The organism is Helicobacter baculiformis, from assembly GCF_900197685.1.
Taxonomy (GTDB): domain Bacteria; phylum Campylobacterota; class Campylobacteria; order Campylobacterales; family Helicobacteraceae; genus Helicobacter; species Helicobacter baculiformis.
The window spans coordinates 1-24,243 of sequence record NZ_FZMF01000022.1 but is presented as its reverse complement, the minus strand read 5'-3'; the positions used below and the strand labels follow the sequence as shown (position 1 = coordinate 24,243).

Genomic DNA, 24,243 nt, shown 5'->3' with positions numbered 1-24,243 from the left:
AAGCTCCTCAAGCTTGTGGGTGCGTTCGGGCGTTGTTTACACAAAAAACCGCGCTGTGTTAGCAAAACTTGCATGCCCCCATACTAGCCTTTTTGGATTTCACGTAACATTTGATTGAACGCATCCTTAGTGCCCGGGCGCACAGAGCTCAACAAACTAAAAACCACAATGGCAATCGAACTAGCAATAAACCCGGGCACAATCTCATAAATATCTAAAAAACTCTTACCAAATTTTTCATACAAGATCACCGTACTCGCTCCAAAGACCATGCCCATGATTGCCCCTAACCTGGTCATGCGTTCCCAAAAGAGCGAGAAGAGAATCACCGTGCCAAAACTAGCTCCAAATCCTGCCCACGCGTAAGAGACAATCTTTAACACGCTAGCATTGCGATCCATAGAAATAAAAAACGCTACACATGCCACTGCCAATACAGAAGCGCGACTCACAAGCATGACGCTTTTAATAGGGGCTTCTTTGTTAAAAACTTTAGAGTAAAAATCTTCAGCGATGGTTGAAGAGCTTACTAAAAGCTGTGAACTAGCCGTACTCATCACTGCGGCTAAAATAGCACTCAAGAGTACGCCACCAATCCAAGGGTTAAAAAGGGTGGCACTCATGTGGATAAAGATTTTCTCAGGGTCCGCTAAACTTAGGTTAAACTTAGCTACATACGCCACGCCTAATAATCCAATCAAACATGCCCCTGCTAAAGAAATTACCATCCAGCCGATCCCGATTGTAGTGGCTTTGGGAATCTCTTGAATAGAGCGAATGGACATGAAACGCACTAAGATATGGGGTTGTCCAAAATAGCCCAAACCCCAAGCTAAACTTGAAACCACCGCCACAAAGGAAGTGCCTTTCAAAAAAGTTAAATTCTCCGGTTTGATGCTGGCAATGCTTTCAAAACTTGCGCCAAATCCGCCCAAATGGTAAAGCATGACACAGGGTACCACCACAAGCGCACCCATCATCAAAAGACCTTGAATAAGATCGGTCCAACACACTGCCTTATAGCCACCCAAAAAGGTATAGGTAACAATAATCAGTGTACCCACAATGAGTGCATGGGCGTATTGGACTCCAAAAGTTGCCTCAAAAAGTTTCGCCCCACTCACTAGACCCGAAGAGACGTAAAAAGTAAAGAAAATCAAGATTACAATCGCAGAAATCAGACGCAGGATATGCTTATCATCACTAAAACGGGTTTCAAAGTAATCAGGAATCGTGATAGAATTGGCAATCACGCTAGTATAAACTCGTAGGCGTTTAGCCACTAAAGACCAATTGATAAAGGCTCCAATAGTAAGCCCTATGGCGATATGGCTATTGACCAAACCGCCTACATACAAAGCTCCAGGTAAACCCATCAAGAGCCACCCGCTCATGTCGCTAGCGCCCGCACTCAGTGCGCTAATAACTGGACCCATAGAGCGATCCCCCAAAAAATAGTCTTCGGTAGTCTCGTTCTTACGATAAAAATAAAACCCAATAAAGAGCATAAGCGCCGAATAGAGAATGAAAACGCACAAAATCTGGTAACTAATTTGCATGGGTCTCCTCCTTTAAACCCCTTGCACCCAAATTTCCATAGCGATGGTAAGAAATGCTCACTGATTTTTCTAAATGATAGTTGAGCAATTCAAAGCGTCCACACTTTAAGGGCTTAGCATTGGCTAACACGATACCCGCTTGCGCGCTCGCCTTGTAAAGCGAGTCTAAAGTTTGACTAAAATAGCGCACGCGCCCAAACTCGCTCAGTTTTTGGCTAAATTCCTCTAGACTTTCGTAAAAAATCTCTGGCTTGAAATGGTGCTGCATGCTGTCTAAACATTCCAACAAGGTGTTAAAATGGGGGTTAGTTGGGGGGTTAGCGATACTAAGTGTAAGCGGAATTGCACAGACAGCACAGGCAAGCACCACGCTAAAGAGTTCTAAAACGCCATCTTCAACTCCCACGCGATAGCCAACACTAGAGACTTTAGTATAACTAAAATAATTTTCTTCCCCTCGCACGCGGATAAATTCTACAGGGGTGCTAAAGGTGTGTGCAGCATGGTGGGCATAATTACGCGCCATGTCAATCACCTCTTCAAACGCGTTGTTATGGTTAGCATTAAAAGCTTCCAAAGCTTGGATAAAAGGAAGATGGGCATCGCTAGGTACAGGTACAGATGCGCTTTCTTCAACTTGCACAAATTGCAGGGCATAATTGTAACTGCCCACCTTGCGCCCCAAACCTACCGCAGACTTTTTGACCCCCCCAAAGGGCTGGCGCAAAACGATTGCCCCGGTGGTGGGTTTATTGATGTAAACATTGCCCACTTCGATATTCTCAATGAAATATTCCCATTCACGCTCATCTAAAGACTCTAGTCCTCCTGTCAAACCATAACCTGTGCCATTGGCTAAGTTTATGGCTTCTTTAAGATCTTTGGCTTTCATTACGGAAAGTAGGGGCACAAAAAGCTCTGTATGATAGGTATAATCCCCTGCACGCGTGCCGTATTTAATACAAGGCTTCATTAAATGAGTGTTGTCGTGGATAAACTCAGGTTTGAGCACCCACTCTTCATGGTCTTCTATGTGATGCAGAGCTTTTTGGACTTTAGAGCTGGGCGTGCTAGCCAAAGTTCCGATCTTGTGGCGCAACTCTAGAGGATCGCCTACGCTCATGGATTGCGTGGCATCTACAAGCATTTTTTTAAAGTTAGCATCTTCATAAACTTCTTCTTCTAAGATGAGTAAAGAAGTGGCGGAACATTTCTGCCCCGAATTGCTAAAGGCAGAATGAATGACATTTTTTACTGCCTGCTCTCTATCTGCCATTTTGGTTACAATGGTGGCATTCTTGCCTCCTGTTTCCGCACTTAAGTGTAACATGGGGTCAGCCTTGAGCATTTCATAGGCGGTTTCTTCTGAGCCGGTCAGGATTGCAAAGCGTACGCGACTATCGCTTAATAAATGTGCGCTCAACTCTACCCCTCTGCAGGGTAAATAAATGAGCGCGTCTCTAGGCACGCCCGCATCCCAAAAACATTCGCATAGACGATACCCTGTAACCATACTCATACTAGAGGGCTTGTAAATGACCGCATTCCCTCCTGCTAGTGCGCTAGCAATACTCCCTACAGAAATACCAATAGGGAAATTCCACGGAGCGACCACTACACCCACTCCCTTAGGCTTAAAATTAACATGGGGGTACTCGTGCAAAAATGTTTGCAAACTATGGGGGTAAAACTCTAAAAAGTCGATAGCTTCGCTCACCTCTGCATCGCTTTCAACAAAGGTCTTGCCCACCTCCAATGCACTTAAACCGATAAGTTCAGCGCGCCTTTCTCTGAATTTTTGTGCCACTCGGCTTAAGGTAGCATGGATTTCATGTAGGTGGCGTTGTGAAAAAGAACTTGCTTGTGCTAACATCAGAGCTTCCTGCATAATCGTAGCGCTAGCCAGGAAGACTGAGGCAATCTTTTTATGCTCAATCTTATCAAAAACATCGAGGCGCTTGAGCCCTTGTGTGGCACACGCTTTCCCCACCATAGGAGAAAGTTCAATAGGGGGAGTGTTGCGCGTTTTATCGACGATTCGCTGTGCCCATTCGCGATTAGCGCGTAAGACAAAATCAGTATCACTTTCATTGATAAAAGGCTTATTGGGGTAGGTACTATGCCCATCTTGAAGATGGTTGCGATCTTGAGTGCGTCGTGTGCGGTTATCTAAAGAATCCATGCTTTCTAAGCTCTTCAAGAAGCGTTCTTCTTGATCCTGCCAAGCGCGTGATCCGACTTGGAGATTAAAAAAAGCTTTCATAAAGTTATCAGGGGCTGTGTTTTCATCAAGGCGGCGCACAAGATAGGCGATGGCATTGTTAAAATGTTGGATATCGCACACGGGGGCATAAAGAATAAGTTGGTGCATTTGTTTTAGCTCGCGACTCGCTTGTAAACTCATGCCCTCCAACATTTCAAAGCTAAAATGCTCTAGGGCACACGGATCGTTGAGGGCATGGATACGGGTGTAGGCATAGGCGATTTCAAAAATATTATGCGAAGCAATACCAATATGGATGTACTTGTAATTCTCATCACTCAGGACATATTCTAACATCTTATTGTAATTGGAGTCGGTGTCTTGCTTGCTGGAGAATGTAGGTAATTCCCAACCCTTGAGAGAAGCAATGGTCTCTTCATTCTCCATATTTGCCCCCTTGACAAAGCGAATCTTAATGGGAGGTAGATCGTTAAGCACACGCTCTTTAGAAAAAGCGACTAGAGTTTGCAAATACTGGTAAGAATCGGGGATATATGCTTGCAACACAATTCCTGCCCTAATAGGAAATTTAGCAATGGATTCCATAAAGGCGGCAATGGTGAGCTCTAGATCCTTGAATTCCTCCATATCTAAGTTAATGAACTTCTCAATCCCATGTTGTTCCTTTTGTTCAAGAGCAAGAGCATAAAGAGTGTCCAGACGCTTGACTACTTCTTCCTTTGAATATTCAAAGTCTAAGTGGTGGATTTGCGAAAAAATCGTGGTGATTTTAATGGAAATGTATTTGATGTAGCTAGATTTAATAGCTTCTTGGTATTTGTGCATGCGATAAGTTGCCTCCGATTCGCCTAGCACCTCTTCCCCAATCAAATTGACATTTAAGACAATCTGTTCAGCTTCGCGCTGGTCAATCACAGCCTTAAGTGCATCGCTACTTTCATCCAACACCATCGCTTTTGTGTTAGCGCGGATTTTATCCACAAAAAAGGGTACACTCATAGAGGGTGCAAGTTTACCTACATGTAAGAATCCCGTGAGTAAAAATTTTTCAAAAGCGCTAAAGAAATCGGCAATGCCATACTTTTTTAGGGTGTGCTCAATGAGCTCAAAGCGCGCGCGATTGTCCTGACACCTAAAACTCCGATCCAAAAGCTCAATAAGCATGACCTTATTTTTAGGGTTATCCAAGAGTTTTTGCATTTTATTATGAAAGCTTTTTTCTTCGTGGCTGAGGTGTTCGCTGATTTTGGTTTGCAAAGTAGTGGCAAGACTCAAGGCAGACTTAACTAGATCTTGGGGAGGACATCGCATGGTAACTCCAAATGGGTAATAGCCCCAGAGTATAAAACACTTAGGTTAATAGCAAGCGTGTTAACATCGGGCAAGGAAATACAAGGGTAGCAATCAGTAACATGGTGCGCCTGGCAGGATTTGAACCTGCGACCTACGGCTTAGAAGGCCGTTGCTCTATCCAGCTGAGCTACAAGCGCGTGGTGCGCTTGAAGGGAGTCGAACCCCTAACCCCCAGATCCGAAGTCTGGTGCTCTATCCAATTGAGCTACAAGCGCCAAAAGTAAAAGCCGTAAGAAAAGGGGAAACTTTGAAGCGGAATATGGGGTGGGTGATGGGGCTTGAACCCACGACCCCCAGGACCACAATCTGGTGCTCTAACCAACTGAGCTACACCCACCATATTTTCTTGCACGCATGGTCGGGGCGAAAGGATTCGAACCTTCGACCCCTTGGTCCCAAACCAAGTGCGCTACCAGGCTGCGCTACGCCCCGAAATTCTCACAAGTCGCTATTATACCATAGGTCTTTAAAGTTTGTCAAGCAAGCCCATGCCATATATTAATACAAATCTAACAAGAATCTTATTTCTCAATTTTAACCATATTTTAACCATAGTGTTGTATAGGATTTTTACCTAAGATTTTACGAAAGGAGTCTAACATGCTCAAAGAGAAACTTAAACAACTTAGGAATGCTAATAACCTCACTCAAGAAGAACTTGCGCTCAAGTGTGGGGTGAGCTTACAGAGTATTAAGCGCTATGAAAGCGAGCAGAAAAGCAATATTACCTTAGACACTTTGGAGAAACTCGCCAACGCACTCAACACGGATTTACATTTTTTCACCTCCACACATCGGGAAGTGGAAGACGTGGTGATGGTGCCCTATATCAAAGACATCAAGACACATGCGCCTAAAGATGCTAACCATAACGATAACATGGTGTTTCTGCCTCAAAGCAAGTCTTTTCTTAAAAAGCATTTTGGGATCACTTCCACAGAGCATTTAGGACTCTTGCAAGCAATGGGCAATTCTATGGAGCCACTTATCAAGGAGGGAGATTTGTTGCTTTTTCAAAATGACGGGAGTTGTTATGAGGGGGCTGTTTATGTGGTAAATCTAGATGGTGAGTATTATGTTAAGCGTCTGAGCAAACGCCCGGAAGTGTGCTTGATCAGTGATAACGCTGTCTATAAGCCCATTCGTCTTGGCAGTCTAGAGGAGATTGTGATTCTAGGGCGCGTGGTGGGAGTGTTACATACTTCTGGTCTTTAGAGGATTTGGGGGGGATTACTTCATTATTCATTTAAAGATACCCATTGTATAAATATGCTAACATGTGCGGATAGTTTTATGTGACTAAGCCGACCAAGGAGCGAGATTGAAAATTTTAGTTGTAGATGATAGTTCGACCATGCGAAGGATCATTAAAAACACCTTGCAACGCTTGGGCTATGAAGATATTCTAGAGGCTGAGCATGGTGTAGAAGCGTGGGGAAAGCTGGATAGCAACGACACCACCGGTGTACTCATCACAGACTGGAATATGCCAGAGATGAATGGGCTAGATTTGGTAAAAAAAGTACGCTCAGATGGGCGCTTTAAGGATTTGCCTATCATTATGATCACCACAGAGGGGGGTAAGGCGGAGGTGATTACAGCGCTTAAAGCTGGGGTGAACAACTACATCGTCAAGCCCTTTACGCCCCAAGTACTTAAAGAAAAACTAGAGGTTGTATTAGGAACCAATGATTGAAGGGTTGTAGCGCGCGTGTGCCAAGATGTCTACTTTAAAACCTTTATTTTACCTACACACTGCTCCGAGCTGTTCGCTGATTGTCTCTTAGATTTTACGCAGAACGCTATCGAAGAGATTGAGACAGCGCCTTCTCTTGATTATCATTACTTTGGCAAAACCCCTTTGAGCCCTCCTAGTGCGGGTTTTGTAGTTTATTCGAGGGAGTCTTCTAGTGCGCTCTTGGAGCATCTTAAAGCCTTTTGTTGCGCTATATCTGAACGCTTAGGCGAGAACATCGGCTTTTATCACTATAGTAGCGCACACCCTAATCTAGACTGGGTGCGGGCTTACAAAGAGGGGGTAGAGCCTATTACTTGTGGTCGATTCCATATCATGCCTAGCTGGAATTCTCAGACCCAAGAGGACTTGATTCCTTTAATACTTGATCCTAGTTTAGCCTTTGGTACGGGTAGACATGAGAGCACGCGCTTGCTCTTGCAAGAAATTTCTCAATTAGAGGTACGAGATAAGTTAAGTTTAGATGTGGGTTGTGGAAGCGGGGTTTTAAGTTTAGCTTTGGCGCAGTTAGGCGCATACACGCATGCGTGCGACACCGATCCTCTAGCGATTGCGCAAACCCAAAAAAATTTTAAACGCAATCACCTAACATGTGCGCATCTTTGGCTAGGCTCTATTCAAGAGAAACCAGAAAGTACATCCTATGATGTGGTGGTGATCAATATTGTTGCCAGTGTGATTATTCAGATGTATGCGGATGTGCTCAAAGCAAGTAAAAAAGGGGGGTTGCTTTTATTATCTGGTATTTTAGACACTTGCGAGCGCGAGGTGCTAGCGATCTATTCTCAAGATTTTACTTTTCTGCATAGGGTTCAGGAAAATGAATGGGTATGTTTAACCCTATGTAGGCATTCTAACTCATAAGGAATATTATGGACGATCGATCACAAAATCCTAACCCTAAAAAGCCTTTGTTGCAGAATCCTTTGGTGCTTATTCTAGTTTTTATCATTGTTGCCATTGTTGCGGTACGCATGATGGGCACAGAGGGAAGTTTTGGCGATCGTTTTCTCTCTACTAGCACTAAAAGCGTTAGCTATCATGAACTTAAGCAACTGATAGAAAATAAAGAAGTGGATGATGTCAGCATCGGGCAAACCATCATCAAAGCCACCAGTAAAGAGGGTAATAATAAGACTATCTATGTGGCTAAGCGCGTACCCGACCTTTCTCTAGTGCCCTTGCTAGATGCTCAAAAGATCAATTATTCGGGCTTTAGTGAGTCTAATTTCTTTACGGATATTTTAGGTTGGCTCTTGCCCGTATTGGTGATACTAGGGTTGTGGATGTTCATGGCAAGTCGCATGCAAAAGAATATGGGTGGGGGAATCTTTGGTATGGGGAGTTCTAAAAAACTCATCAATGCTGAAAAGCCCAAAGTGCGCTTTAATGACATGGCGGGTAATGAAGAGGCTAAAGAAGAGGTTGTAGAGATTGTAGATTTTCTCAAATATCCTGATCGTTACGCCTCTTTAGGAGCAAAGATTCCTAAAGGTGTGTTGTTGGTAGGTCCTCCCGGAACGGGCAAAACCCTTTTAGCTAAAGCAGTGGCAGGTGAGGCAAGCGTTCCTTTCTTTTCGATGGGAGGGAGTAGTTTTATTGAAATGTTTGTAGGTTTGGGGGCGAGTCGTGTACGCGATCTCTTCGACATTGCCAAAAAAGAAGCTCCTAGTATCATATTTATTGATGAGATCGATGCTATTGGTAAAAGTCGCGCAGCAGGGGGTATGGTGAGCGGGAACGACGAGAGAGAACAGACTCTAAACCAACTTTTAGCCGAAATGGATGGCTTTGGTTCAGAAAACGCACCCGTGATTGTGCTTGCTGCCACTAATCGCCCTGAGATTCTAGACCCTGCCCTCTTGAGACCCGGGCGTTTCGATCGTCAGGTATTGGTGGATAAACCCGATTTTAACGGACGGGTGGAGATTTTGAAGGTGCACATTAAGCCGGTCAAGTTGGCTAATGATGTGGATTTGCAGGAGATTGCCAAACTCACTGCTGGGCTAGCAGGAGCGGATTTAGCTAACATTATCAACGAAGCCGCTCTTTTGGCTGGGCGTAACAACCAAAAGGAGGTTAAACAACAACATTTAAAAGAGGCAGTAGAACGGGGCATTGCTGGATTAGAAAAAAAGAGTCGGCGTATTTCACCTAAAGAAAAGAAAATTGTCGCCTACCATGAAAGCGGGCATGCGGTTATCTCAGAGATGACGAAGGGTTCGGCGCGGGTGAACAAAGTTTCCATTATTCCTAGAGGAATGGCAGCTCTTGGTTACACGCTTAATACTCCAGAGGAAAATAAGTACCTCATGCAAAAACATGAACTCATCGCAGAGATTGATGTGCTTTTAGGCGGACGTGCGGCTGAAGATGTGTTTTTACAAGAGATTTCTACGGGAGCCAGCAACGACTTAGAGAGAGCTACGGACATTATCAAGGGCATGGTGAGCTACTATGGCATGAGTGATGTCAGCGGGTTGATGGTGCTAGAAAAGCAACGCAATTCCTTTTTAGGTGGAGGTTTTGGGAATGGGCGTGAGTTTAGCGAAAAGATGGCTGAAGAAATGGATGGCTTTATTAAAAACTTGCTAGAAGAGCGTTATAGTCATGTAAAACAAACCTTAAGCGACTACAAGGAAGCGATCGAGGTGATGGTAGACGAACTTTTTGAAAAAGAAGTTATTACGGGTGAAAGAGTACGTGAGATTATCAGTGAATACGAGGTTGCTAACCAATTAAAAAGTCGCTTAGTGCCTTTAGAAGAACACGCCAGTTAAGGATTTCCCATTAAACCGCTCTATCTTTTCCCCAATCTTTTTACGGCAAGTAGTATTTTTTTGGGAATGATGAGCGTGTTTTATGCTTCTAGAGGAAGTTTTGTAACTGCATGCTGGTTTGTGGTGGTGTGTTTGGTGCTAGATGGGCTTGATGGACGCGTGGCGCGCCTGACCAACACTACAAGTAAATTTGGCTTAGAGTTTGATTCTCTAGCTGATGTTGTGGCTTTTGGAGCAGCTCCTAGTATCATCGCTTATTTTTATATTGGACATACTTACGGGCGCATGGGTATGGCTGCTTGTGCCTTGTTTGTGATCTTTGGGGCGATTCGTTTGGCGCGTTTCAATGTTACCACTCAGACTACAGACCCTTATTCTTTTATTGGTATCCCTATTCCTACTGGTGCGGTGTTGGTGGTGCTTGCTATTCTTTTAGATCGCAAGTATGCTCTTTTTAAAGAACAGTATGGGCATTTGATGCTCGCCTATATTGTGTTTTTGGGTGTGATGATGGTGAGCAACATCCGCTACCCTAATTTTAAAAAAGTGCAATGGAATCTAAAGCTTTTTGTTCTTTTATTGATTTTCTTATTACTTATCTTTATTAAGCCACTTGAAGTGCTGAGTGGCTTTATGTTCCTCTATCTGTGCTATGGTATTGTGCGCTGGCTCTTTGTGATGGGTAGAATTTTATTAAAACGGAAGCATTGATGCAACAAGTGCGTTTTTATATTGAGGGCATGACTTGTAGCGCGTGTTCGAGTGGCATTGAGCGTGCCTTAGAACGCAAAAGCTTTATTCAAGAGGTGCGCGTGGATTTGCTTAGCAAAAGTGCAGTTGTTGTTTATGACGGCGCACACGCCAATCTTGAAGATATTTTTAAGATCATCACCAAATTAGGGTATACCCCTAAAGAAAGTCTCCCTCCCCCACAAGCTAAAAAATCCCATCTATGGGTCGCCATCCTAGCAACTTTGGGCGTACTTTATCTCTCGATGGTTGCGATGCATCTACCTATGTTGCTACCCGATATTTTACGCAATTCCTTCGTGAGTGGGTTGTTGCAAGCCTTGTTAAGCTTATTTGTAATGCGTGTGGGCAAGGATTTTTATAGCAGGGGTTTTAAAGCCCTATGGGAGCGTCAGCCCAACATGGACAGCCTAATTGCGTTAGGCACGAGTAGCGCGTTTCTTTATAGTCTCTTTTTGTTGGGCAAGGCCTTTCAGGGTGCACACACAGGATATTATTTTGAAAGTGCATGTGTCATTTTAGTATTTGTGATGGTGGGTAAACGTCTAGAAGAGGGGTCTAAAGATAAAGCTTTGCAAGCGATGGAAGGACTTTTAAGTAAGCAGCCTCAAAGCGCCTTAAGAATAGAGGGAGGAGAGGTAATCGAGGTACTCATCGAGCACGTACAAGTGAACGATGTCTTGCAGATTTTGCCCGGAAGCGTGATTCCTGTAGACGGTGTGGTTGTAGAGGGGGAGGGAGAAGTTGATGAATCCATGCTTACAGGGGAGAGTGTGCCCATTTACAAGGCTAGTGGTGCGCATGTCTTCTCAGGCACACTCAACACTACAAGCACATTTTGTATAAGAGCTATCCATACTAGTACACAGAGTGCTTTACAAAAGATCATCCAGCAGGTGCGTAACGCGCAAGGTTCTAAGGCACAAATCGCTAGATTAGCCGACAAGGTTGCTCGAATCTTTGTGCCTGCCGTAATTACTATTGCTAGTCTAGCCTTCGTAGCATGGCTTGTTTTAGGAGATTTTGCACGCGCACTAGAAGTGTTTATTGCCGTACTGGTAATTTCCTGCCCTTGCGCTTTGGGGTTAGCAACGCCCATGTCTTTATTAGTGGCACATAAAGAAGCCAGTCATTTAGGTTTGTTTTTCAAAGACGCACAGGCGTTAGAGAAAGCACGCTTGGTAAGTTATGTTGTTTTTGACAAAACGGGCACAATCACACAGGGCAAACCTCAAGTGCAACAAGTGGTGGCTATTCCTGAAATTTCAGCTACAGAAGTATTAGTCTTAGGCGCGAGTGTAGAGGCCTTGAGCGAACATGTGTTAGCTCAGGGTATTGTTGCCTATGCCAAAGATCAGGGAGTGGCGCTTAAAGAAGCTACAGAAGGACGCGCAGTATTAGGAAAAGGTATGCGTGCGTGCGTGGAGGGAGCGATTATCAAAGTAGGAAATTTGGAGTTTTTCAACGCCCCTAACCCTTTTGCGCAGAGTGTGCCGGGCACATGGGTTTTTGTAGGTATAGAAGGACAAACCGATCACATCCTAGGTGCGCTGATCTTGCAAGATAGCCTTAAAGTGCATGCTAAAGAAAATTTGGCGCGCTTGAAAGCTCTAGGACTGAAAAGTATGTTGCTGAGTGGCGACGCACAGGAGAATGTGCAAACTTTAGCTCAAGAACTTAAATTGGACGCATGTATTGGACAAGCAAGCCCTGAGTCCAAGCTTGCCAAGATCGAAGAGATCAAGGCGCAGGGGGAAATAGTGATGATGGTGGGCGATGGTTTAAACGATGCACCCTGTTTGGCACGTAGCGATGTGGCAGTTGTCATGGCTAGCGGGAGTGATGCAAGTCTAGAAGTGGCTGATGTGGTGAGTTTTAATAATGAAATTGCGGCGGTAGAAAATGCAATTCGACTCAGTCAAGCCACTATTGGCAATATTAAGCAGAATCTCTTTTGGGCTTTTAGCTATAACACCATTGCTATTCCTTTAGCCTGTGGAGTGGCTTTTAAAGCAGGAATCATGTTGAGTCCCATGCTAGCTAGTTTGGCGATGAGCTTGAGTAGTCTTAGCGTGGTGCTCAACGCCCAAAGACTTAAAGGAATCCATCTTAAAATTAAGGCAAGTTATGAAAGCTGAATGGTCAGTACCGGAAATCACATGTGATCATTGCGTAGACAAGATTGAGCGCTTCGTAGGAGAATTAGAGGGTGTAAAGCATATCGAAGTCAATGTGGATACTAAACAGGTGTGCGTGGAATTTGAGTCTCCCGCTAGTCGAGAGGCAATTAGCGAGGCTATTCTAGATGCAGGCTACACGCTAGGTTAGCGCTTGAAACTCTTTTTTAGGCGTTTTGCCCCCTATTTGAAGGGGCATTATTGGCATTTTGCGCTGGTACTGATCGCCTCTTTAATAGTAGCTGCCAGCACGGCTTGGGGTACTTATTTAGTCAAGCCTACCCTAGATGACATCTTTATTAAAAAAGATGTGCACATGCTAGCCATCTTACCCTTTTTGGTGATTCTAGCGTATCTAGGTAAAAGCGGGGGGGTTTACATCCAAACCTATTTTACTAATTACATCGGATTAGACATCATCAAACAATTACGCAGGCGGATGTTAGAACACCTGCTTCAAATGGAGTTGGGGTTTTTTAACCGCACTAAAAAGGGCGAGCTCATCGCACGAATCACTAATGATATCGCGTTGGTGCGCGCCAGCCTCTCTAATTATCTTGCTGAGTCTATTCGTGAGAGTTTGACCATCATAGGGTTAATCGGAGTGGTGATTTACCAAAGTCCTAGACTCGCATTTTGGTTGTTGCTTTTACTTTTTGTAGCTATTCCCCTGAACAAGATTATCAAAAAAGTCAAAAGACTTTCCAAAGAAAACCAAGAAACCAACGCACGCATGACTGCTAGATTATCAGAAATTTTTCATAGTGTGGAAGTGATCAAAACTTCTAATGGAGAAGCTTTAGAGTTGCAAGCGTTCCAAAAGGAAAATGAAGCTTTTTTTAAAATTAGTTTGAAAAGCATTCGATATGCCGAAGTTTCTTCGCCCCTGATGGAGTTTTTGGGCTCTTTATTGGTCGCTTTGGTGATCTATTCGGGGGGAAGAGAGGTGATCTCTGGGCACATGAGCGTGGGAGCATTTTTTTCTTTTATTACTGCGCTGTTTATGCTTTATACCCCTCTAAAGCGTTTGGTTCGTATTCTCTCTAATTTTCAGGAGGCTCTTGTGGCTGGTGAGCGTATCCACGAAGTGTTGGAGAGAACTAGTCCTCTTGTAGATGGCACACAGATTTTAGAAGAACCCATTGCGCATATCGCCTTTAAGCATGTGAATTTCACTTATGGCACAGAGTCTACACCCCTTGCCCTACAAGATATTTGTCTAGAATTGCGCAAAGATCAAATTATTGCTTTGAAAGGCAAAAGTGGAAGCGGGAAAAGTTCTCTAGTCAATTTAATTTTGCGCCTTTATGAGCCCACTAGCGGAGAAATTGAGATCAATGGTATGCCCATTGCCTCTTTACAACAAAAGAGTTTGCGTAGCACAATCGGGGTTGTTACTCAAAAAGTCTTTATTTTTAGCGGGAGCGTGGCTGAAAATGTTTCTTACGGACAAGAAATTGACTCGGAGCGTGTGCTAGATTGCTTGCAACGCGCACAGGCGTTAGATTTTGTACAGGCTATGGGGGGCATAGAAGCGCAATTAGAAGAATTTGGGGCAAATTTGAGCGGAGGGCAACGCCAAAGAATCGCCATTGCGCGCGCACTATATCGCAACGCGAGCGTGTTGATCTTTGATGAAGCTACCTCAGCTCTAGATAGCCATACTCAAGAGGGTATTTACCAAACCATCGCGGAACTTAGAGAAAATCGCATTGTGATCATGATTTCGCATAACCATGAAAGTTTGAAAATTGCCAGCCGTGTTTGTGCTTTAGAAAATGGCAGATTGCAAGAGAATATCATTGCATCTTAGGAGGAGTTATGCGCCCTGTTTGGAGTCTTCTTTTAGCCATACTATGTATAGGGTGTACACATGGGGTTTTTAGCTACCCATCTTTACGCCTGCGCTATCAAAGTACAGCGCCCCAAGCCACTTTTAAAGGGAACTTATTCTTGCAAAATCCCAATATCACCTTCTTGCAAGACTTTGTGCCCCCCTATTACCAACATAAATACACTCAAGCTTTTCAAAAGGACAGCGCCACTCTCTTAGCTCGCTTGGGCTATATTTCTACACCCAATGCCCCTAGCGCACACCTGAGAGGGCAGATACGCTTAGCCTTTGAATCCACTCCTCCCACGCTTAAAGAAACAAAAGCGATGCTCAAAGCTAGTGGGAATGATTATATCGATCCCGTGCGTGTCTTACGCATGTTGCGCGCACAAAGCACCTTAACATTGGAATGTATCCAAAATGCGCACTTTCCTTGTGGAATACAGGTACACGTGCAAGTTTTAGAACCCGTATGGCGGGCAAACCCACTAGATAGCGACCCGAGTGCCCATGCTACCGATGAGCAACGCTATAATACTGCACTCATAGAAACACTCAATAAGCTTTATCAACAGAGCTTGCAAGCTTTGGAAAGTGCTCTTAAAAAACCCACCCCCAAAGAGTAGCCATGTTATCTAAAGACATCAGCGAATATATCAAGGTTAAAAACGAACTTTATGCCTATGTGTCCTATCTCTTGACACAAAACATCAAAAACTACCTCAAAGAGCCCACCCTTAAATATGTCCAGATCGCCACCGCACGCATCAAGCAAGAGGTGCGCATTAAAGAAGATCTCTTTATTTTAGATGTGAATGGAAATTTGATCGACGAGGGGGGTATGATCAAGAGTAGCTTTGCAGAGAATTCGCCCGAACATGGTTATTTCCACGAGGCGATCACAGAACGGCGCTGTATTTTAACAAATCCTTATCCCACGCGCCGTAACCGCAGTCTCATCGTAACAGCTGCCTATCCTATCTACAATAGTCAAAACGAACTTTTTTGCGTGGTATGCATGCATATTCCCATTAAAGTCGCCATCGCTTTAAGCTCATCTTCTAAACATTATAAAATCTTCGCTGAAGGTAGCGTGGTGATGTATTTTTCTATTTCTCTAATGCTAGGATTGGTCGCTTTATTGCTGTTTGTCAAGAGTATTTCGACGCTTTATGATGCACTGATCCACTTTAATAACTTTGATGTTAAAGAGGTTTTTCACCCCATCGTCTTGCTCACACTCGCACTAGCCACTATCGATCTCGTGAAGGTGATCTTCGAAGAAGAAGTACTGGGTAAAAACAGCGGGGATAACCACCATGCCATCCATCGCACCATGATTCGCTTTTTAGGCTCGATCATCATCGCTTTAGCTATTGAAGCCTTGATGTTGGTGCTTAAGTTTAGTATCAGTGAACCCAATAAACTCGTCTATGCGGTTTATCTAACAGGCGGGGTTTCCGTTTTACTTATCGGTCTAGCCATTTATGTTAAATTCGCATATGGCGCGGCAAAAAACTAAATTTGCACTATGGTGCCATTTTTGATTTTTTTAAACCTCTTCAAATCTTAAAATTTTCTCAGTGATCTTTGAGCTAACATGGGTTAGAATGGCGTTTTAAGGATGCGCGTATGAGATTAAAATCTAATCATGTTAGCTATATTGTCCATAAAATCGCTCAGGATTTAGTGCGTTCACCCTTACTAGAGCTAAAAGGGACTTTAGAGGAGCTCACGCAGATTGTGGCGCAAGTGCTTCAAAAGAATGTAGCACAAGAGGCACATATCGATGAACGCGCACGGGAACTTTTGGAGGATCATCTAGATGAGATTGAGTTTATGCGCATGGATGAACGGCACTTGTTTTGGATGATCAAAAAAGAACTCGCTTCAGAAGAGGATTTTGCTCTGACATGGGAAGATCGTTGCAACACCATTTCCCATGCCATCTTGGAGAATGTATTAGATGCAGATCTGATCATGTTTTCTGTTTCAGAGAACATGATTCGCAACCTCATTTTTAAATCCATGGACACTTATGCAAAACTCTATGAAAGTATTGAGTTTGAAGTGGCTGAAAAGATTAAACATTATAAGCGCAAACTTCCTGTGGGCAGTGATGCCTACGATTTGGTTTTCGAACGCATGTATGAAGAGGAGTTGCGACGTAAGGGCTTTTTATAATGGCATCGGTGCTGTTTGAAAATGGAGTTTTTTTAGAAGCGCAAAGCTTTGGTGCTCCCGGTGTAGTTGTGGGTGAGGCGGTGTTTAACACTGCCATGAGCGGGTACGAAGAAATTATCAGCGACCCAAGCTACTACGGACAGTTTGTTGTCTTCAGTGCGCCAGAAGTGGGGGTAGTGGGGGTGAATGCACAGGATAGAGAATCCTCTAGTCATTGCTCAGGCGTTTTAGTGCGCCATTATCCTACACGGCATTCTAATTTTAGGGCTAGAGAGAGTTTGGGAGCATGGTTACAGCGCATCCATGTTTTAGGCGTTTGCGGGCTTGATACGCGTGCACTTGTGGGCATGTTGCGTGATGAGGGAGCAATGCAGGTTGCGATCTCTACAACCCCTATGGAAAAAAGCGCATTGGAAAAAATCCTTAAGAATACTCCTCGTTTGCGCGATCTTAATGTAATTCCTATGGTCTCTAACAAGGCAACCCCTCCCGCACACGGGCGTTATGATTTTAAGAACTTGGATTACAAACCCTTATCGCCTTCTCAAATGACCATTGGTGTTCTGGATTTTGGCGTAAAACAAAGCATTTTAAATAACTTGGGTGCCGTGGGTTTGAATGTGCGACTCTATGGGCATGAAAGTAAGGCGGAAACAATTTTAGAAGATTACAAGCGAGGAGTGATTACAGGTGTGTTGCTTTCTAATGGTCCTGGTGATCCGCTCAAGCTTAAGCAGGCAATTAAAGAGATTACATCTCTAGTCGAGGCGCGTATTCCCTTGTGTGGAATTTGTTTAGGACATCAACTTTTAAGCCTCGCGCATGGCTACCCTACTTATAAGCTTAAGTTTGGACACCATGGTAGCAATCATCCCGTGCTCAATTGCGCTACGGGGCGCATTGAGATTAGCGCACAAAATCATAACTACTGTGTGCCTGAAAGTCTTGCGCGCATTGCAACTATCACGCATAAGAATCTTTTTGATGGCACTATCGAAGGGGTTGCCTACCACGATCGCCCTATTCTCTCTGTACAACACCACCCAGAGGCTAGTCCAGGACCTAGCGATGGACTCTACATCTTTAAGGAATTTGCGCGTCTAATGCGCTCCTCGGCAATCTAAGATCCCTATTTTTTTTAAGGCAGTGTTACCACACCTTTAAAGGATTATATAAACTATCCCTCTCCACAGGGATAAAGCGCGCGTCCTTGATTTGGGCGATCAAGTCCTCTTTGGCTATCCCTCTAGCGCTTTGTGCGCCCCCAGCAGATTGAATCTTTTCTACCCCAATGGTGCCATCTAGGTCGTCTGCGCCAAATTCTTGAGCCACTAGGGCTAGATTGAGCCCCAAAGTCGCCCAATACGCCTTGATATGGGGGATGTTTTGCAAGACAATGCGCGCGATGGCAATTGTCTTTAAAATCTCCACCGCGCTAGGGCTGCGTGCCACCTTGAGAAAATTATGTTCTCTTTGATAGAGTAGAGGGATAAAGGCGTTAAACCCGCCCTTTTTCTCTAGGGCGTTAGGGCTTTGGGCGGCTTTGAGACGCAACATGTGATCTAAGCGATCCTGCTTGCTTTCAACATGCCCAAAGAGCATGGTCGCGTTGCTCATTCTGCCCAAAGAATGCCAATATTGGTGGATTTCTAGCCACCTTTTTGAACTCACCTTACCCCCACAAATGCGTTTGCGTACCTTCTCATCAAAGATCTCCGCCCCGCCCCCGGGCATAGAATCCACGCCCGCTTCTAACATGTCCTCTAGCACTTCTTGATAGGGCTTGTCAAATTTGGTGCTTAAAAAATGCACCTCTGCAGCCGTCATCGCTTTTAAATGCAAATGGGGCATGCGCGCCTTGATGAGTCTAAAGAGCTCCAAATACCACTCATAGGTGTAATTAGGGTTGTGCGCGCTCACCACATGCACCTCTTTAATGCCATTTTCATAGGCTTGGGCGATCTGCTCTAAAATCTCTCCATGCCCCATTTCATAGGGATTAGGGTTTTTACGGCTGGCTGAAAAAGCGCAAAACTTGCAACTATCCGCGCAAATATTGCTAGGATTGAGATGGCGGTTGGTGTTGAAAAAGACTTGATCGCCATGAAAACGGCTGCGAATCCCATGCGCGGCCTCGCCCAACGCATAGAGATCGTAATCGTATAGCCTTGCCAGACTAGAAGCGTCTAAATCCTGTGCCTCTAGGGCTTGTGTGAGTAAATCCATTCATCCTCCAGTTTGATAAAATGCGCGCTCAGAAATTTGATAAGCCCCGCTCCAAAGATTCTTTTCAGGCTTGTTAGCCACCGCCTGCTTGAGCGCGCCTAGCATGCGCGCGCGCTCCGTACTCAAAATCGCCTCCTTGGCGTTCACGCTATCTTGATAGTACAAACAGGGGAACAAAGTCCCATCTGCGCTCAGGCGCACGCGGTTACAACTCTTGCAAAAATCCTCCTTATGGGGCGCGATGATCCCAAATTGGTAGCCATTTTCTAGGGTGTAAATTTGTGCCGGTCCTAGCTCTTTTTGGGGCGCGCCCACAATGGCATAGCGCGTCTGGATAATCTCTAAAATCTGTGCCGCGCTCAAGCCCTGTAAGCGCGCGCTCGCATGGGTGTTCTCCATAAACTCAATGTAGCGAATCTGCGCGCCCTTTTCTTGGGCAAATTCTAAGAGGTCTAAAATCTCATCAGAGTTGATCTCCTTGAGGGCGACCATGTTGAATTTGAGTATTAAACCCGCTTGCAACGCCGCTTCAATGCCCCTTAAAACAGCCCCCAACGCGTCCTTTTTAGAGATTTGCACCACGCGCTCAGGTTTGAGCGAATCCAGGGAGATATTCACCCGACTCAAGCCCGCCTCTTTGAGCGCGTGGGCGTGTTTTTCTAGTAGAAACGCGTTAGTGGTGAGCACCAATAAAACCTTAGGGTTGTAGGCATGCAAACGCGCAATAAAGGGCACTAAATCCTTGCGCAACAAGGGTTCGCCCCCAGTCAGACGGATTTTCTCAATCCCCTCATCTATGGCAACTTTTAAGAACTCTAGCATGCGATCTAGGGCGATCACATCTTCATGAGGGCTAAAATCTAGGGGGGTGGTGGGCATGCAATAGGCGCACCTAAAATTGCATTGTTTGGTGAGCGAAACTCTAAGGTAAGTGATTTGTCGCCCAAAACCATCTACTAACATCACTTACCCTTTCTGTCGTTTTTCTTAAAATAGCAAATTTGGGCTGAATCAGAGCGGATCAGCCAAAGTTTTAATCGGACATGCTAGGCTAGAGAAATGAAAAATACCTTGCCTATTTTTGTGAGTGAAGATTTGAAATTCACGCTTTATCATCAGGATTGTAGGGAGGTTTTGGCGCGCATGGAGGGGTGTTTTGATTTGATCTTTGCCGATCCGCCCTACTTTCTCTCCAATGGTGGCTTGACTATTGAGAGTGGTAAAATTGTGAGCGTGAATAAGGGGGCATGGGATCGCGCACAGGGCATAGAAGCCATCCATGCTTTTAATTTGGAGTGGATCGCTCTAGCTAAACGCGCGCTCAAACCCACAGGCACAATTTGTATCAGCGCCACTCAGCACAATCTCTTTTCTCTAGGGCTAGCCTTGCAAACTCTAGGCTTTAAACTCCTAAACACGATCACTTGGCATAAGAGCAACCCCCCGCCTAATTTCTCATGCCGCACGCTGGTGCACGCTAGCGAGCAAATCCTATGGGCTAGAAAAAGCCCCAAGCATGCCCATATCTTCAATTACGCGCGCATGAAAGCGTTCAATCAAGGCAAGCAAATGCGCGATGTGTGGACTTTGAGAGCCATCGCCCCTTGGGAAAAGCATTTGGGCAAGCACCCGACCCAAAAGCCCTTGAGTCTGCTTTTGCGCTTGATCTTGATGGCTAGCCATGAAGATAGCTTGATTGGCGATCCCTTTAGCGGCTCTGGCACTACGGGGATTGCGGCTAACTTGCTGGGGCGATCCTTCATTGGCATCGAGCAAGAAAAAACCTTCATCGATCTTTGCATTGCACGCAAGCAGGATTTAGACGCGCGTTTTGGCGAATTTGCACATAGGGTTAAAAAAATGGGCTTGGTTAGCCCATGATCAAAATCCCCTGCGTGATCCTCACAGGAGGCAAGAGCGCGCGCATGCGTGTGGGGGAGCAATGGCGCGATAAGGCGTTGTTGCGCTTTGGCGATCAACCCAGTCTTCTAGCCTACCAACACGCTAAGATGGCGCGCCTCTTTGAGCAAGTGTATATCAGCGCTAAAACCCCCTATGATCTGCAAGCCGCTTACATTTTAGACACAAGCCCACACTGCTTTAACCCCCTATTAGGGATTGGGCGCGCGCTTGAAGAGTTGCAACAAAGAATCTTTGTGATCCCTATAGACATGCCCCTAGTTTCAGCCCAAAGCATTTTAGCCCTCTGTGAACACTCCCAAAAAGCGGGTGTGGTGTATGCCAAGAGCGCGCGGCATTTTTACTTGGTGGGGTGTTGGCAACCCTGTGTACTAGATGCGATCGATGATGCCTTGCAAAGCAACGCGTCCATTTATGCGCTCTTAGAGCAGGTGGATAGCGTGGCTATAGAGGTTACAGATAGCTCTGAGTTTAGTAATTGTAACACCTATGCAGATTACCAACATGCCCTAAGGAGCTTGCATGGCTGAAGAAGAAAAAACCGAACTCCCCTCAGCCAAGAAAATAGAGAAAGCGCGCGAAGAGGGCAATGTCGCTAAGAGTTTGGAGGTGGTGGGGTTTTTGGGGCTGGTGGCGGGCTTTGGAGGGGTGTTTGCCTTCTTTGGGATGTGGTTGGATCGTTTTGAAAACATGTTTAGAGAAGCCTTGCATTGGATCGCCCTAGACTTCACACCCCATAATTTACACCTGCTCTCTTTGCAATTGCTCAAAGATGTGGCATGGCTTCTCTTGCCCTTTTTGTTTTTGGTGTTTGTGGCGGCGTTCTTGGGCAATGTGATACAATTTGGCTTGCTCTTTAGCCCTAAGGCGATCGTGCCCAAGTTTTCTAAAATCAACCCCATCAATGGGTTTAAAAATCTCTTTTCTCTCAAGCGGCTTTTAGATGGCTTGCTCATCACGACTAAAGTCTGTATCGCCTTTGTCTTGGGCTTTGTGGTGGTGAGTTTGTTTATTGGGGAGTTGGCTAAAATCGCGCGCATTGACATCAGAAACCAAGCCCTTTGGTTTGAACACAAAGCCCTTATGCTCATCGCGGTTTTGCTCTTTCTCTTTTTGGTTACTTCGCTGTTGGATTTTCTGCTCAAACGCCGCCAATACATCAACTCGCTCAAAATGACCAAGCAAGAAGTTAAAGACGAATACAAGCAACAAGAGGGTAACCCCGAGATCAAGGCTAAAATCAAGCAGCTCATGCTCAAAAACTCCATGAGCAAGATGATGGCAGCCATCCCTAGCGCGAATGTGGTGGTTACTAACCCCACCCACTACGCGGTCGCGCTCCGCTTTGATGAAAAAGATGTCGCCCCGGTGGTGGTGGCTAAGGGGATCGAACACTTGGCTATCCGCATTAAAGCGATCGCTAGAGAACATGATATTGAAATCATTGAAAACCCCAAACTAGCGCGCGAACTTTACAAAGAGGTGGATGTGGATGAGGTGATCCCTAAAATGCTCTTTGAGGCGGTGGCGATCGTCTTTGCCCAAGTGGCGCATATTGAGCAGATGAAAAACAAACATTAGAGTTGGTGCTTATCTAGCCAAGCTAGCAAAATCTCTAAAGCCTCTTGCTTTTCGGGCTCATCAAAGATTTTATGCCGCCCTTGTTCTAAAAGCGCTAAAGAGACCTGTTTAAACCCCTGTGCACACAAGGCATTATAAGCCTTGATCACCCCCACCCCAAAGCCCCCGCACACATCTTCTAAGCCACTCATCAATAAGATGGGCAGGTTTTTATCCCCATAGGCATGGGCACTAAAAACCAAATGCGTGCCCTCTAGCAGACAGGCAAAGCTATTCATACTAAAAGTGAAACGGCTTGCTTTATCTGCGTGGTAGCGTTTGAGTACCTTAGGGTCTTTACACAGCCACGCGCCCCTGCGCCCAAAGGCGCGTACGCGTGGGTGCAGACTGAAAAGCACGCTTAAATTCCATCGTGGCGTGCAGTGTAGGGCGTGCAACCCCCTAGCAAGGCGCGCACACCATTTCAAGCCCCTAAAGGGGGTGGGTGTGCCTGTGAGAATGAGCGCGTCTAAACGGACATAATCATGTTGGATCAGACGGCGCGCCAAGAGTGAACCCATGCTATGCCCCAAGAGCACGCGTTTATGCTTTGGGCAGGTGGTGTGCACCACGCGCGCCAATTTGGCTAAATCCAACACGGCATGCTCAAACCCATTTTCTCCCATTTCTCCCCAAGAAATTTCATCGCTATCTTCTAACACGCTTTGCCCATGCCCGCGGTGATCGAGCACAAAGACATCATAGCCATATGTACATAGGCTAGAAGCTAGCCATGTATAGTGCTTGCGGTGCTCCACCATGCCTGTGGCGATGATCAGTGCCACATTTTTAGGGCGATTAGGCACATAGTGATCAAAGTGCAGATCCAAATAGCGGGGGTGATCCGCGCTAAAGCGCGCGCTATAAACCATGGCTTAAGAAAACCTCAAGCTATGGTAACGCTTTGGGATCAAATAGTCCTGTGTGCGCAAGGGGGCGGGGTAGAGCCCATGTTGAAAACCCAAATCAAAAAGGGCATTGAGCCCTTGAATCTGTGCCTCACTCAAGCGACTTGCATTGGCATAGAGTGTTAAATACGTGGCTAGATTGTCTGCCTGTACGCGTACTAAACCCCTTTCTATGAGCATGGTAGAGAGCAGCCCAGAGTGGGCTAAGGCTAGGTCAATGGCTTGGGTGAGTTTTTTTTCTAGGGCGATGGCTTGGATTAAGGGGATGGAGCGGCGCAGTACCATCCCGCCTAAGGGCAGGGGTAATTCTGAATTAGAGAGCTCACACCACACCTCCCAAATCTCCTTTTCTACCACTAGATCCGGGTGAAAATCTAAAATACTCTCATGAATGAGCACCCCCGCGTCTACCTCCCCACTCAAGACCGCCCCCTCAATCTCTAAGAAATTTTTATAGATCACGCGCGCATGCGGGTAGTAAAGCCTAAAGAGCAAGGCGTTAGTGGTGTAACGCCCACTTAGAGCGACTTTAAAATGTTTTTTGAGCTTTTTAGAGGCTTTGCGGATGAGCTTAGGTCCATACCCCTGCCCAAAACTAGCCGCACAGCCCAAGAGGGCGTATTGATCGGCGATGAGTGGGTAGAGCCCAAAAGAGATCGCGCTGATGTCATATGCGCCCTGCAGGGCTTGGGTGTTGAGGGTTTCAATGTCTAGGGCGTGGTGGCTAAAAGCTTTGGGCAGATCCACCCAACCAAAAGCGATCGCATAAAACATAAAAACATCGTCCGCATCCGGACTATGGGCAATACTAAGCATGGATGTTCCTAAAAAGTTTCTAGGGATTTTAGCCAGTTTTGCTAAAGGTTGTCTACGCGAGAATATCAGACTCTCATTGTTACTAATTTTTACAATATTTTCTCAATAACAATAATTAATGCGCATTTTTCTTGAC

Annotated in this window: 21 protein-coding genes and 4 tRNA genes; 15 read left to right on the top strand and 10 right to left on the bottom strand. The window is 45.3% G+C overall.

Annotated features, from left to right (window positions below):
- Positions 1 to 83 precede the first annotated feature (83 nt).
- The 6 genes from putP to C6G87_RS04530 all read right to left on the bottom strand — a co-directional run bounded on the left by putP (position 84) and on the right by C6G87_RS04530 (position 5,568).
- Entirely contained in the window at positions 84 to 1,559 is a 1,476-nt protein-coding gene (gene putP / locus C6G87_RS04555; RefSeq protein ID WP_104752349.1) for a sodium/proline symporter PutP, read from the bottom strand.
- Positions 1,549 to 5,094 carry a bifunctional proline dehydrogenase/L-glutamate gamma-semialdehyde dehydrogenase gene (locus tag C6G87_RS04550; protein ID WP_104752348.1) on the bottom strand — a complete coding sequence of 1,182 codons (3,546 nt, stop codon included), beginning with the start codon at positions 5,092 to 5,094 and terminating at the stop codon, positions 1,549 to 1,551. Before C6G87_RS04550 ends, putP begins: the two co-directional genes overlap by 11 nt.
- A gap of 102 nt (positions 5,095 to 5,196) precedes the next feature.
- Positions 5,197 to 5,273, bottom strand: a tRNA-Arg gene (locus C6G87_RS04545).
- A gap of 1 nt (position 5,274) precedes the next feature.
- Positions 5,275 to 5,351, bottom strand: a tRNA-Arg gene (locus C6G87_RS04540).
- A gap of 45 nt (positions 5,352 to 5,396) precedes the next feature.
- Positions 5,397 to 5,473 (bottom strand) — tRNA-His (locus tag C6G87_RS04535).
- An 18-nt stretch (positions 5,474 to 5,491) separates the two neighbouring features.
- A tRNA-Pro gene (locus tag C6G87_RS04530) sits at positions 5,492 to 5,568 on the bottom strand.
- Positions 5,569 to 5,736: 168 nt separating this feature from the next.
- Between C6G87_RS04530 and C6G87_RS04525 the strand changes: the two genes are divergently transcribed.
- The 12 genes from C6G87_RS04525 (at position 5,737) to carA (ending at position 17,741) form a co-directional block, all read left to right on the top strand.
- On the top strand, positions 5,737 to 6,351 hold the full coding sequence (locus C6G87_RS04525) for an XRE family transcriptional regulator (RefSeq protein WP_104752347.1): 615 nt from the start codon (positions 5,737 to 5,739) through the stop codon (positions 6,349 to 6,351).
- A gap of 106 nt (positions 6,352 to 6,457) precedes the next feature.
- Positions 6,458 to 6,832 (top strand): chemotaxis response regulator CheY, encoded by a 375-nt coding sequence (locus C6G87_RS04520; RefSeq protein ID WP_104752346.1) that lies wholly within the window; start codon positions 6,458 to 6,460, stop codon positions 6,830 to 6,832.
- A gap of 15 nt (positions 6,833 to 6,847) precedes the next feature.
- Positions 6,848 to 7,756 (top strand): 50S ribosomal protein L11 methyltransferase, encoded by a 909-nt coding sequence (prmA, locus tag C6G87_RS04515; protein WP_104752345.1) that lies wholly within the window; start codon positions 6,848 to 6,850, stop codon positions 7,754 to 7,756.
- Positions 7,757 to 7,764: 8 nt separating this feature from the next.
- Positions 7,765 to 9,672, top strand: a complete 1,908-nt coding sequence (ftsH, locus tag C6G87_RS04510) for an ATP-dependent zinc metalloprotease FtsH (protein WP_104752344.1) — start codon at positions 7,765 to 7,767, stop codon at positions 9,670 to 9,672.
- Between the two features lie 9 nt (positions 9,673 to 9,681).
- Positions 9,682 to 10,383 (top strand): CDP-diacylglycerol--serine O-phosphatidyltransferase, encoded by a 702-nt coding sequence (gene pssA / locus C6G87_RS04505; protein ID WP_199767636.1) that lies wholly within the window; start codon positions 9,682 to 9,684, stop codon positions 10,381 to 10,383.
- Complete coding sequence (locus C6G87_RS04500) at positions 10,383 to 12,560, top strand: heavy metal translocating P-type ATPase (RefSeq protein WP_104752342.1); 2,178 nt, start codon at positions 10,383 to 10,385, stop codon at positions 12,558 to 12,560. Before pssA ends, C6G87_RS04500 begins: the two co-directional genes overlap by 1 nt.
- Positions 12,550 to 12,750: a copper ion binding protein gene (locus tag C6G87_RS04495; RefSeq protein ID WP_104752341.1), complete on the top strand. Its 201-nt coding sequence runs from the start codon at positions 12,550 to 12,552 to the stop codon at positions 12,748 to 12,750. Before C6G87_RS04500 ends, C6G87_RS04495 begins: the two co-directional genes overlap by 11 nt.
- 3 nt (positions 12,751 to 12,753) lie before the next feature.
- Positions 12,754 to 14,412 carry an ABC transporter ATP-binding protein gene (locus tag C6G87_RS04490; RefSeq protein WP_104752340.1) on the top strand — a complete coding sequence of 553 codons (1,659 nt, stop codon included), beginning with the start codon at positions 12,754 to 12,756 and terminating at the stop codon, positions 14,410 to 14,412.
- A gap of 8 nt (positions 14,413 to 14,420) precedes the next feature.
- Positions 14,421 to 15,059: a hypothetical protein gene (locus tag C6G87_RS04485; protein WP_104752339.1), complete on the top strand. Its 639-nt coding sequence runs from the start codon at positions 14,421 to 14,423 to the stop codon at positions 15,057 to 15,059.
- A gap of 2 nt (positions 15,060 to 15,061) precedes the next feature.
- Positions 15,062 to 15,955 carry a PDC sensor domain-containing protein gene (locus tag C6G87_RS04480; RefSeq protein ID WP_104752338.1) on the top strand — a complete coding sequence of 298 codons (894 nt, stop codon included), beginning with the start codon at positions 15,062 to 15,064 and terminating at the stop codon, positions 15,953 to 15,955.
- 110 nt (positions 15,956 to 16,065) lie between these two features.
- Positions 16,066 to 16,617: a DUF507 family protein gene (locus C6G87_RS04475; protein ID WP_104752337.1), complete on the top strand. Its 552-nt coding sequence runs from the start codon at positions 16,066 to 16,068 to the stop codon at positions 16,615 to 16,617.
- Entirely contained in the window at positions 16,617 to 17,741 is a 1,125-nt protein-coding gene (gene carA, locus C6G87_RS04470) for a glutamine-hydrolyzing carbamoyl-phosphate synthase small subunit (protein WP_104752336.1), read from the top strand. The genes C6G87_RS04475 and carA overlap by 1 nt, the downstream gene beginning before the upstream one ends.
- A 25-nt stretch (positions 17,742 to 17,766) precedes the next feature.
- Here carA and mqnE read toward each other — a convergent pair whose 3' ends face one another.
- Positions 17,767 to 18,843 carry an aminofutalosine synthase MqnE gene (gene mqnE / locus C6G87_RS04465; RefSeq protein WP_104752335.1) on the bottom strand — a complete coding sequence of 359 codons (1,077 nt, stop codon included), beginning with the start codon at positions 18,841 to 18,843 and terminating at the stop codon, positions 17,767 to 17,769.
- Entirely contained in the window at positions 18,844 to 19,806 is a 963-nt protein-coding gene (moaA, locus tag C6G87_RS04460; RefSeq protein WP_104752334.1) for a GTP 3',8-cyclase MoaA, read from the bottom strand.
- Between the two features lie 96 nt (positions 19,807 to 19,902).
- Between moaA and C6G87_RS04455 the strand changes: the two genes are divergently transcribed.
- From C6G87_RS04455 to flhB, 3 genes are read left to right on the top strand one after another with little or no spacing between them, the layout of a single operon-like run.
- Positions 19,903 to 20,724 carry a DNA-methyltransferase gene (locus tag C6G87_RS04455; protein WP_104752333.1) on the top strand — a complete coding sequence of 274 codons (822 nt, stop codon included), beginning with the start codon at positions 19,903 to 19,905 and terminating at the stop codon, positions 20,722 to 20,724.
- Entirely contained in the window at positions 20,721 to 21,293 is a 573-nt protein-coding gene (locus C6G87_RS04450) for an NTP transferase domain-containing protein (RefSeq protein WP_104752332.1), read from the top strand. The genes C6G87_RS04455 and C6G87_RS04450 overlap by 4 nt, the downstream gene beginning before the upstream one ends.
- Complete coding sequence (gene flhB, locus C6G87_RS04445; RefSeq protein WP_104752331.1) at positions 21,286 to 22,344, top strand: flagellar biosynthesis protein FlhB; 1,059 nt, start codon at positions 21,286 to 21,288, stop codon at positions 22,342 to 22,344. Before C6G87_RS04450 ends, flhB begins: the two co-directional genes overlap by 8 nt.
- On the opposite strand, the gene C6G87_RS04440 is transcribed toward flhB, so the two are convergent.
- Together C6G87_RS04440 and C6G87_RS04435 are read right to left on the bottom strand one after the other, a co-directional pair.
- The gene (locus C6G87_RS04440; protein WP_104752330.1) at positions 22,341 to 23,255 is read right to left on the bottom strand and encodes an alpha/beta fold hydrolase; all 915 of its coding nucleotides are present in this window, start codon (positions 23,253 to 23,255) and stop codon (positions 22,341 to 22,343) included. The two genes, flhB and C6G87_RS04440, sit on opposite strands and share 4 nt — an antisense overlap.
- A gap of 3 nt (positions 23,256 to 23,258) precedes the next feature.
- Positions 23,259 to 24,107 carry a menaquinone biosynthesis family protein gene (locus C6G87_RS04435; protein WP_104752329.1) on the bottom strand — a complete coding sequence of 283 codons (849 nt, stop codon included), beginning with the start codon at positions 24,105 to 24,107 and terminating at the stop codon, positions 23,259 to 23,261.
- Between the last annotated feature and the right edge of the window lie 136 nt (positions 24,108 to 24,243).

Excerpts from the sequence above, each read along its gene's own strand:
- flhB (WP_104752331.1), top strand. The coding sequence starts at position 21,286 with ATGGCTGAAGAAGAAAAAACCGAACTCCCCTCAGCCAAGAAAATAGAG.
- C6G87_RS04500 (WP_104752342.1), top strand. The coding sequence starts at position 10,383 with ATGCAACAAGTGCGTTTTTATATTGAGGGCATGACTTGTAGCGCGTGT.
- putP (WP_104752349.1), bottom strand. The coding sequence starts at position 1,559 with ATGCAAATTAGTTACCAGATTTTGTGCGTTTTCATTCTCTATTCGGCG.
- C6G87_RS04485 (WP_104752339.1), top strand. The coding sequence starts at position 14,421 with ATGCGCCCTGTTTGGAGTCTTCTTTTAGCCATACTATGTATAGGGTGT.
- C6G87_RS04480 (WP_104752338.1), top strand. The coding sequence starts at position 15,062 with ATGTTATCTAAAGACATCAGCGAATATATCAAGGTTAAAAACGAACTT.
- C6G87_RS04550 (WP_104752348.1), bottom strand. The coding sequence starts at position 5,094 with ATGCGATGTCCTCCCCAAGATCTAGTTAAGTCTGCCTTGAGTCTTGCC.
- C6G87_RS04475 (WP_104752337.1), top strand. The coding sequence starts at position 16,066 with ATGAGATTAAAATCTAATCATGTTAGCTATATTGTCCATAAAATCGCT.
- carA (WP_104752336.1), top strand. The coding sequence starts at position 16,617 with ATGGCATCGGTGCTGTTTGAAAATGGAGTTTTTTTAGAAGCGCAAAGC.
- C6G87_RS04440 (WP_104752330.1), bottom strand. The coding sequence starts at position 23,255 with ATGGTTTATAGCGCGCGCTTTAGCGCGGATCACCCCCGCTATTTGGAT.
- mqnE (WP_104752335.1), bottom strand. The coding sequence starts at position 18,843 with ATGGATTTACTCACACAAGCCCTAGAGGCACAGGATTTAGACGCTTCT.
- ftsH (WP_104752344.1), top strand. The coding sequence starts at position 7,765 with ATGGACGATCGATCACAAAATCCTAACCCTAAAAAGCCTTTGTTGCAG.
- moaA (WP_104752334.1), bottom strand. The coding sequence starts at position 19,806 with ATGTTAGTAGATGGTTTTGGGCGACAAATCACTTACCTTAGAGTTTCG.
- C6G87_RS04495 (WP_104752341.1), top strand. The coding sequence starts at position 12,550 with ATGAAAGCTGAATGGTCAGTACCGGAAATCACATGTGATCATTGCGTA.
- C6G87_RS04435 (WP_104752329.1), bottom strand. The coding sequence starts at position 24,107 with ATGCTTAGTATTGCCCATAGTCCGGATGCGGACGATGTTTTTATGTTT.
- C6G87_RS04450 (WP_104752332.1), top strand. The coding sequence starts at position 20,721 with ATGATCAAAATCCCCTGCGTGATCCTCACAGGAGGCAAGAGCGCGCGC.
- C6G87_RS04525 (WP_104752347.1), top strand. The coding sequence starts at position 5,737 with ATGCTCAAAGAGAAACTTAAACAACTTAGGAATGCTAATAACCTCACT.
- C6G87_RS04455 (WP_104752333.1), top strand. The coding sequence starts at position 19,903 with ATGAAAAATACCTTGCCTATTTTTGTGAGTGAAGATTTGAAATTCACG.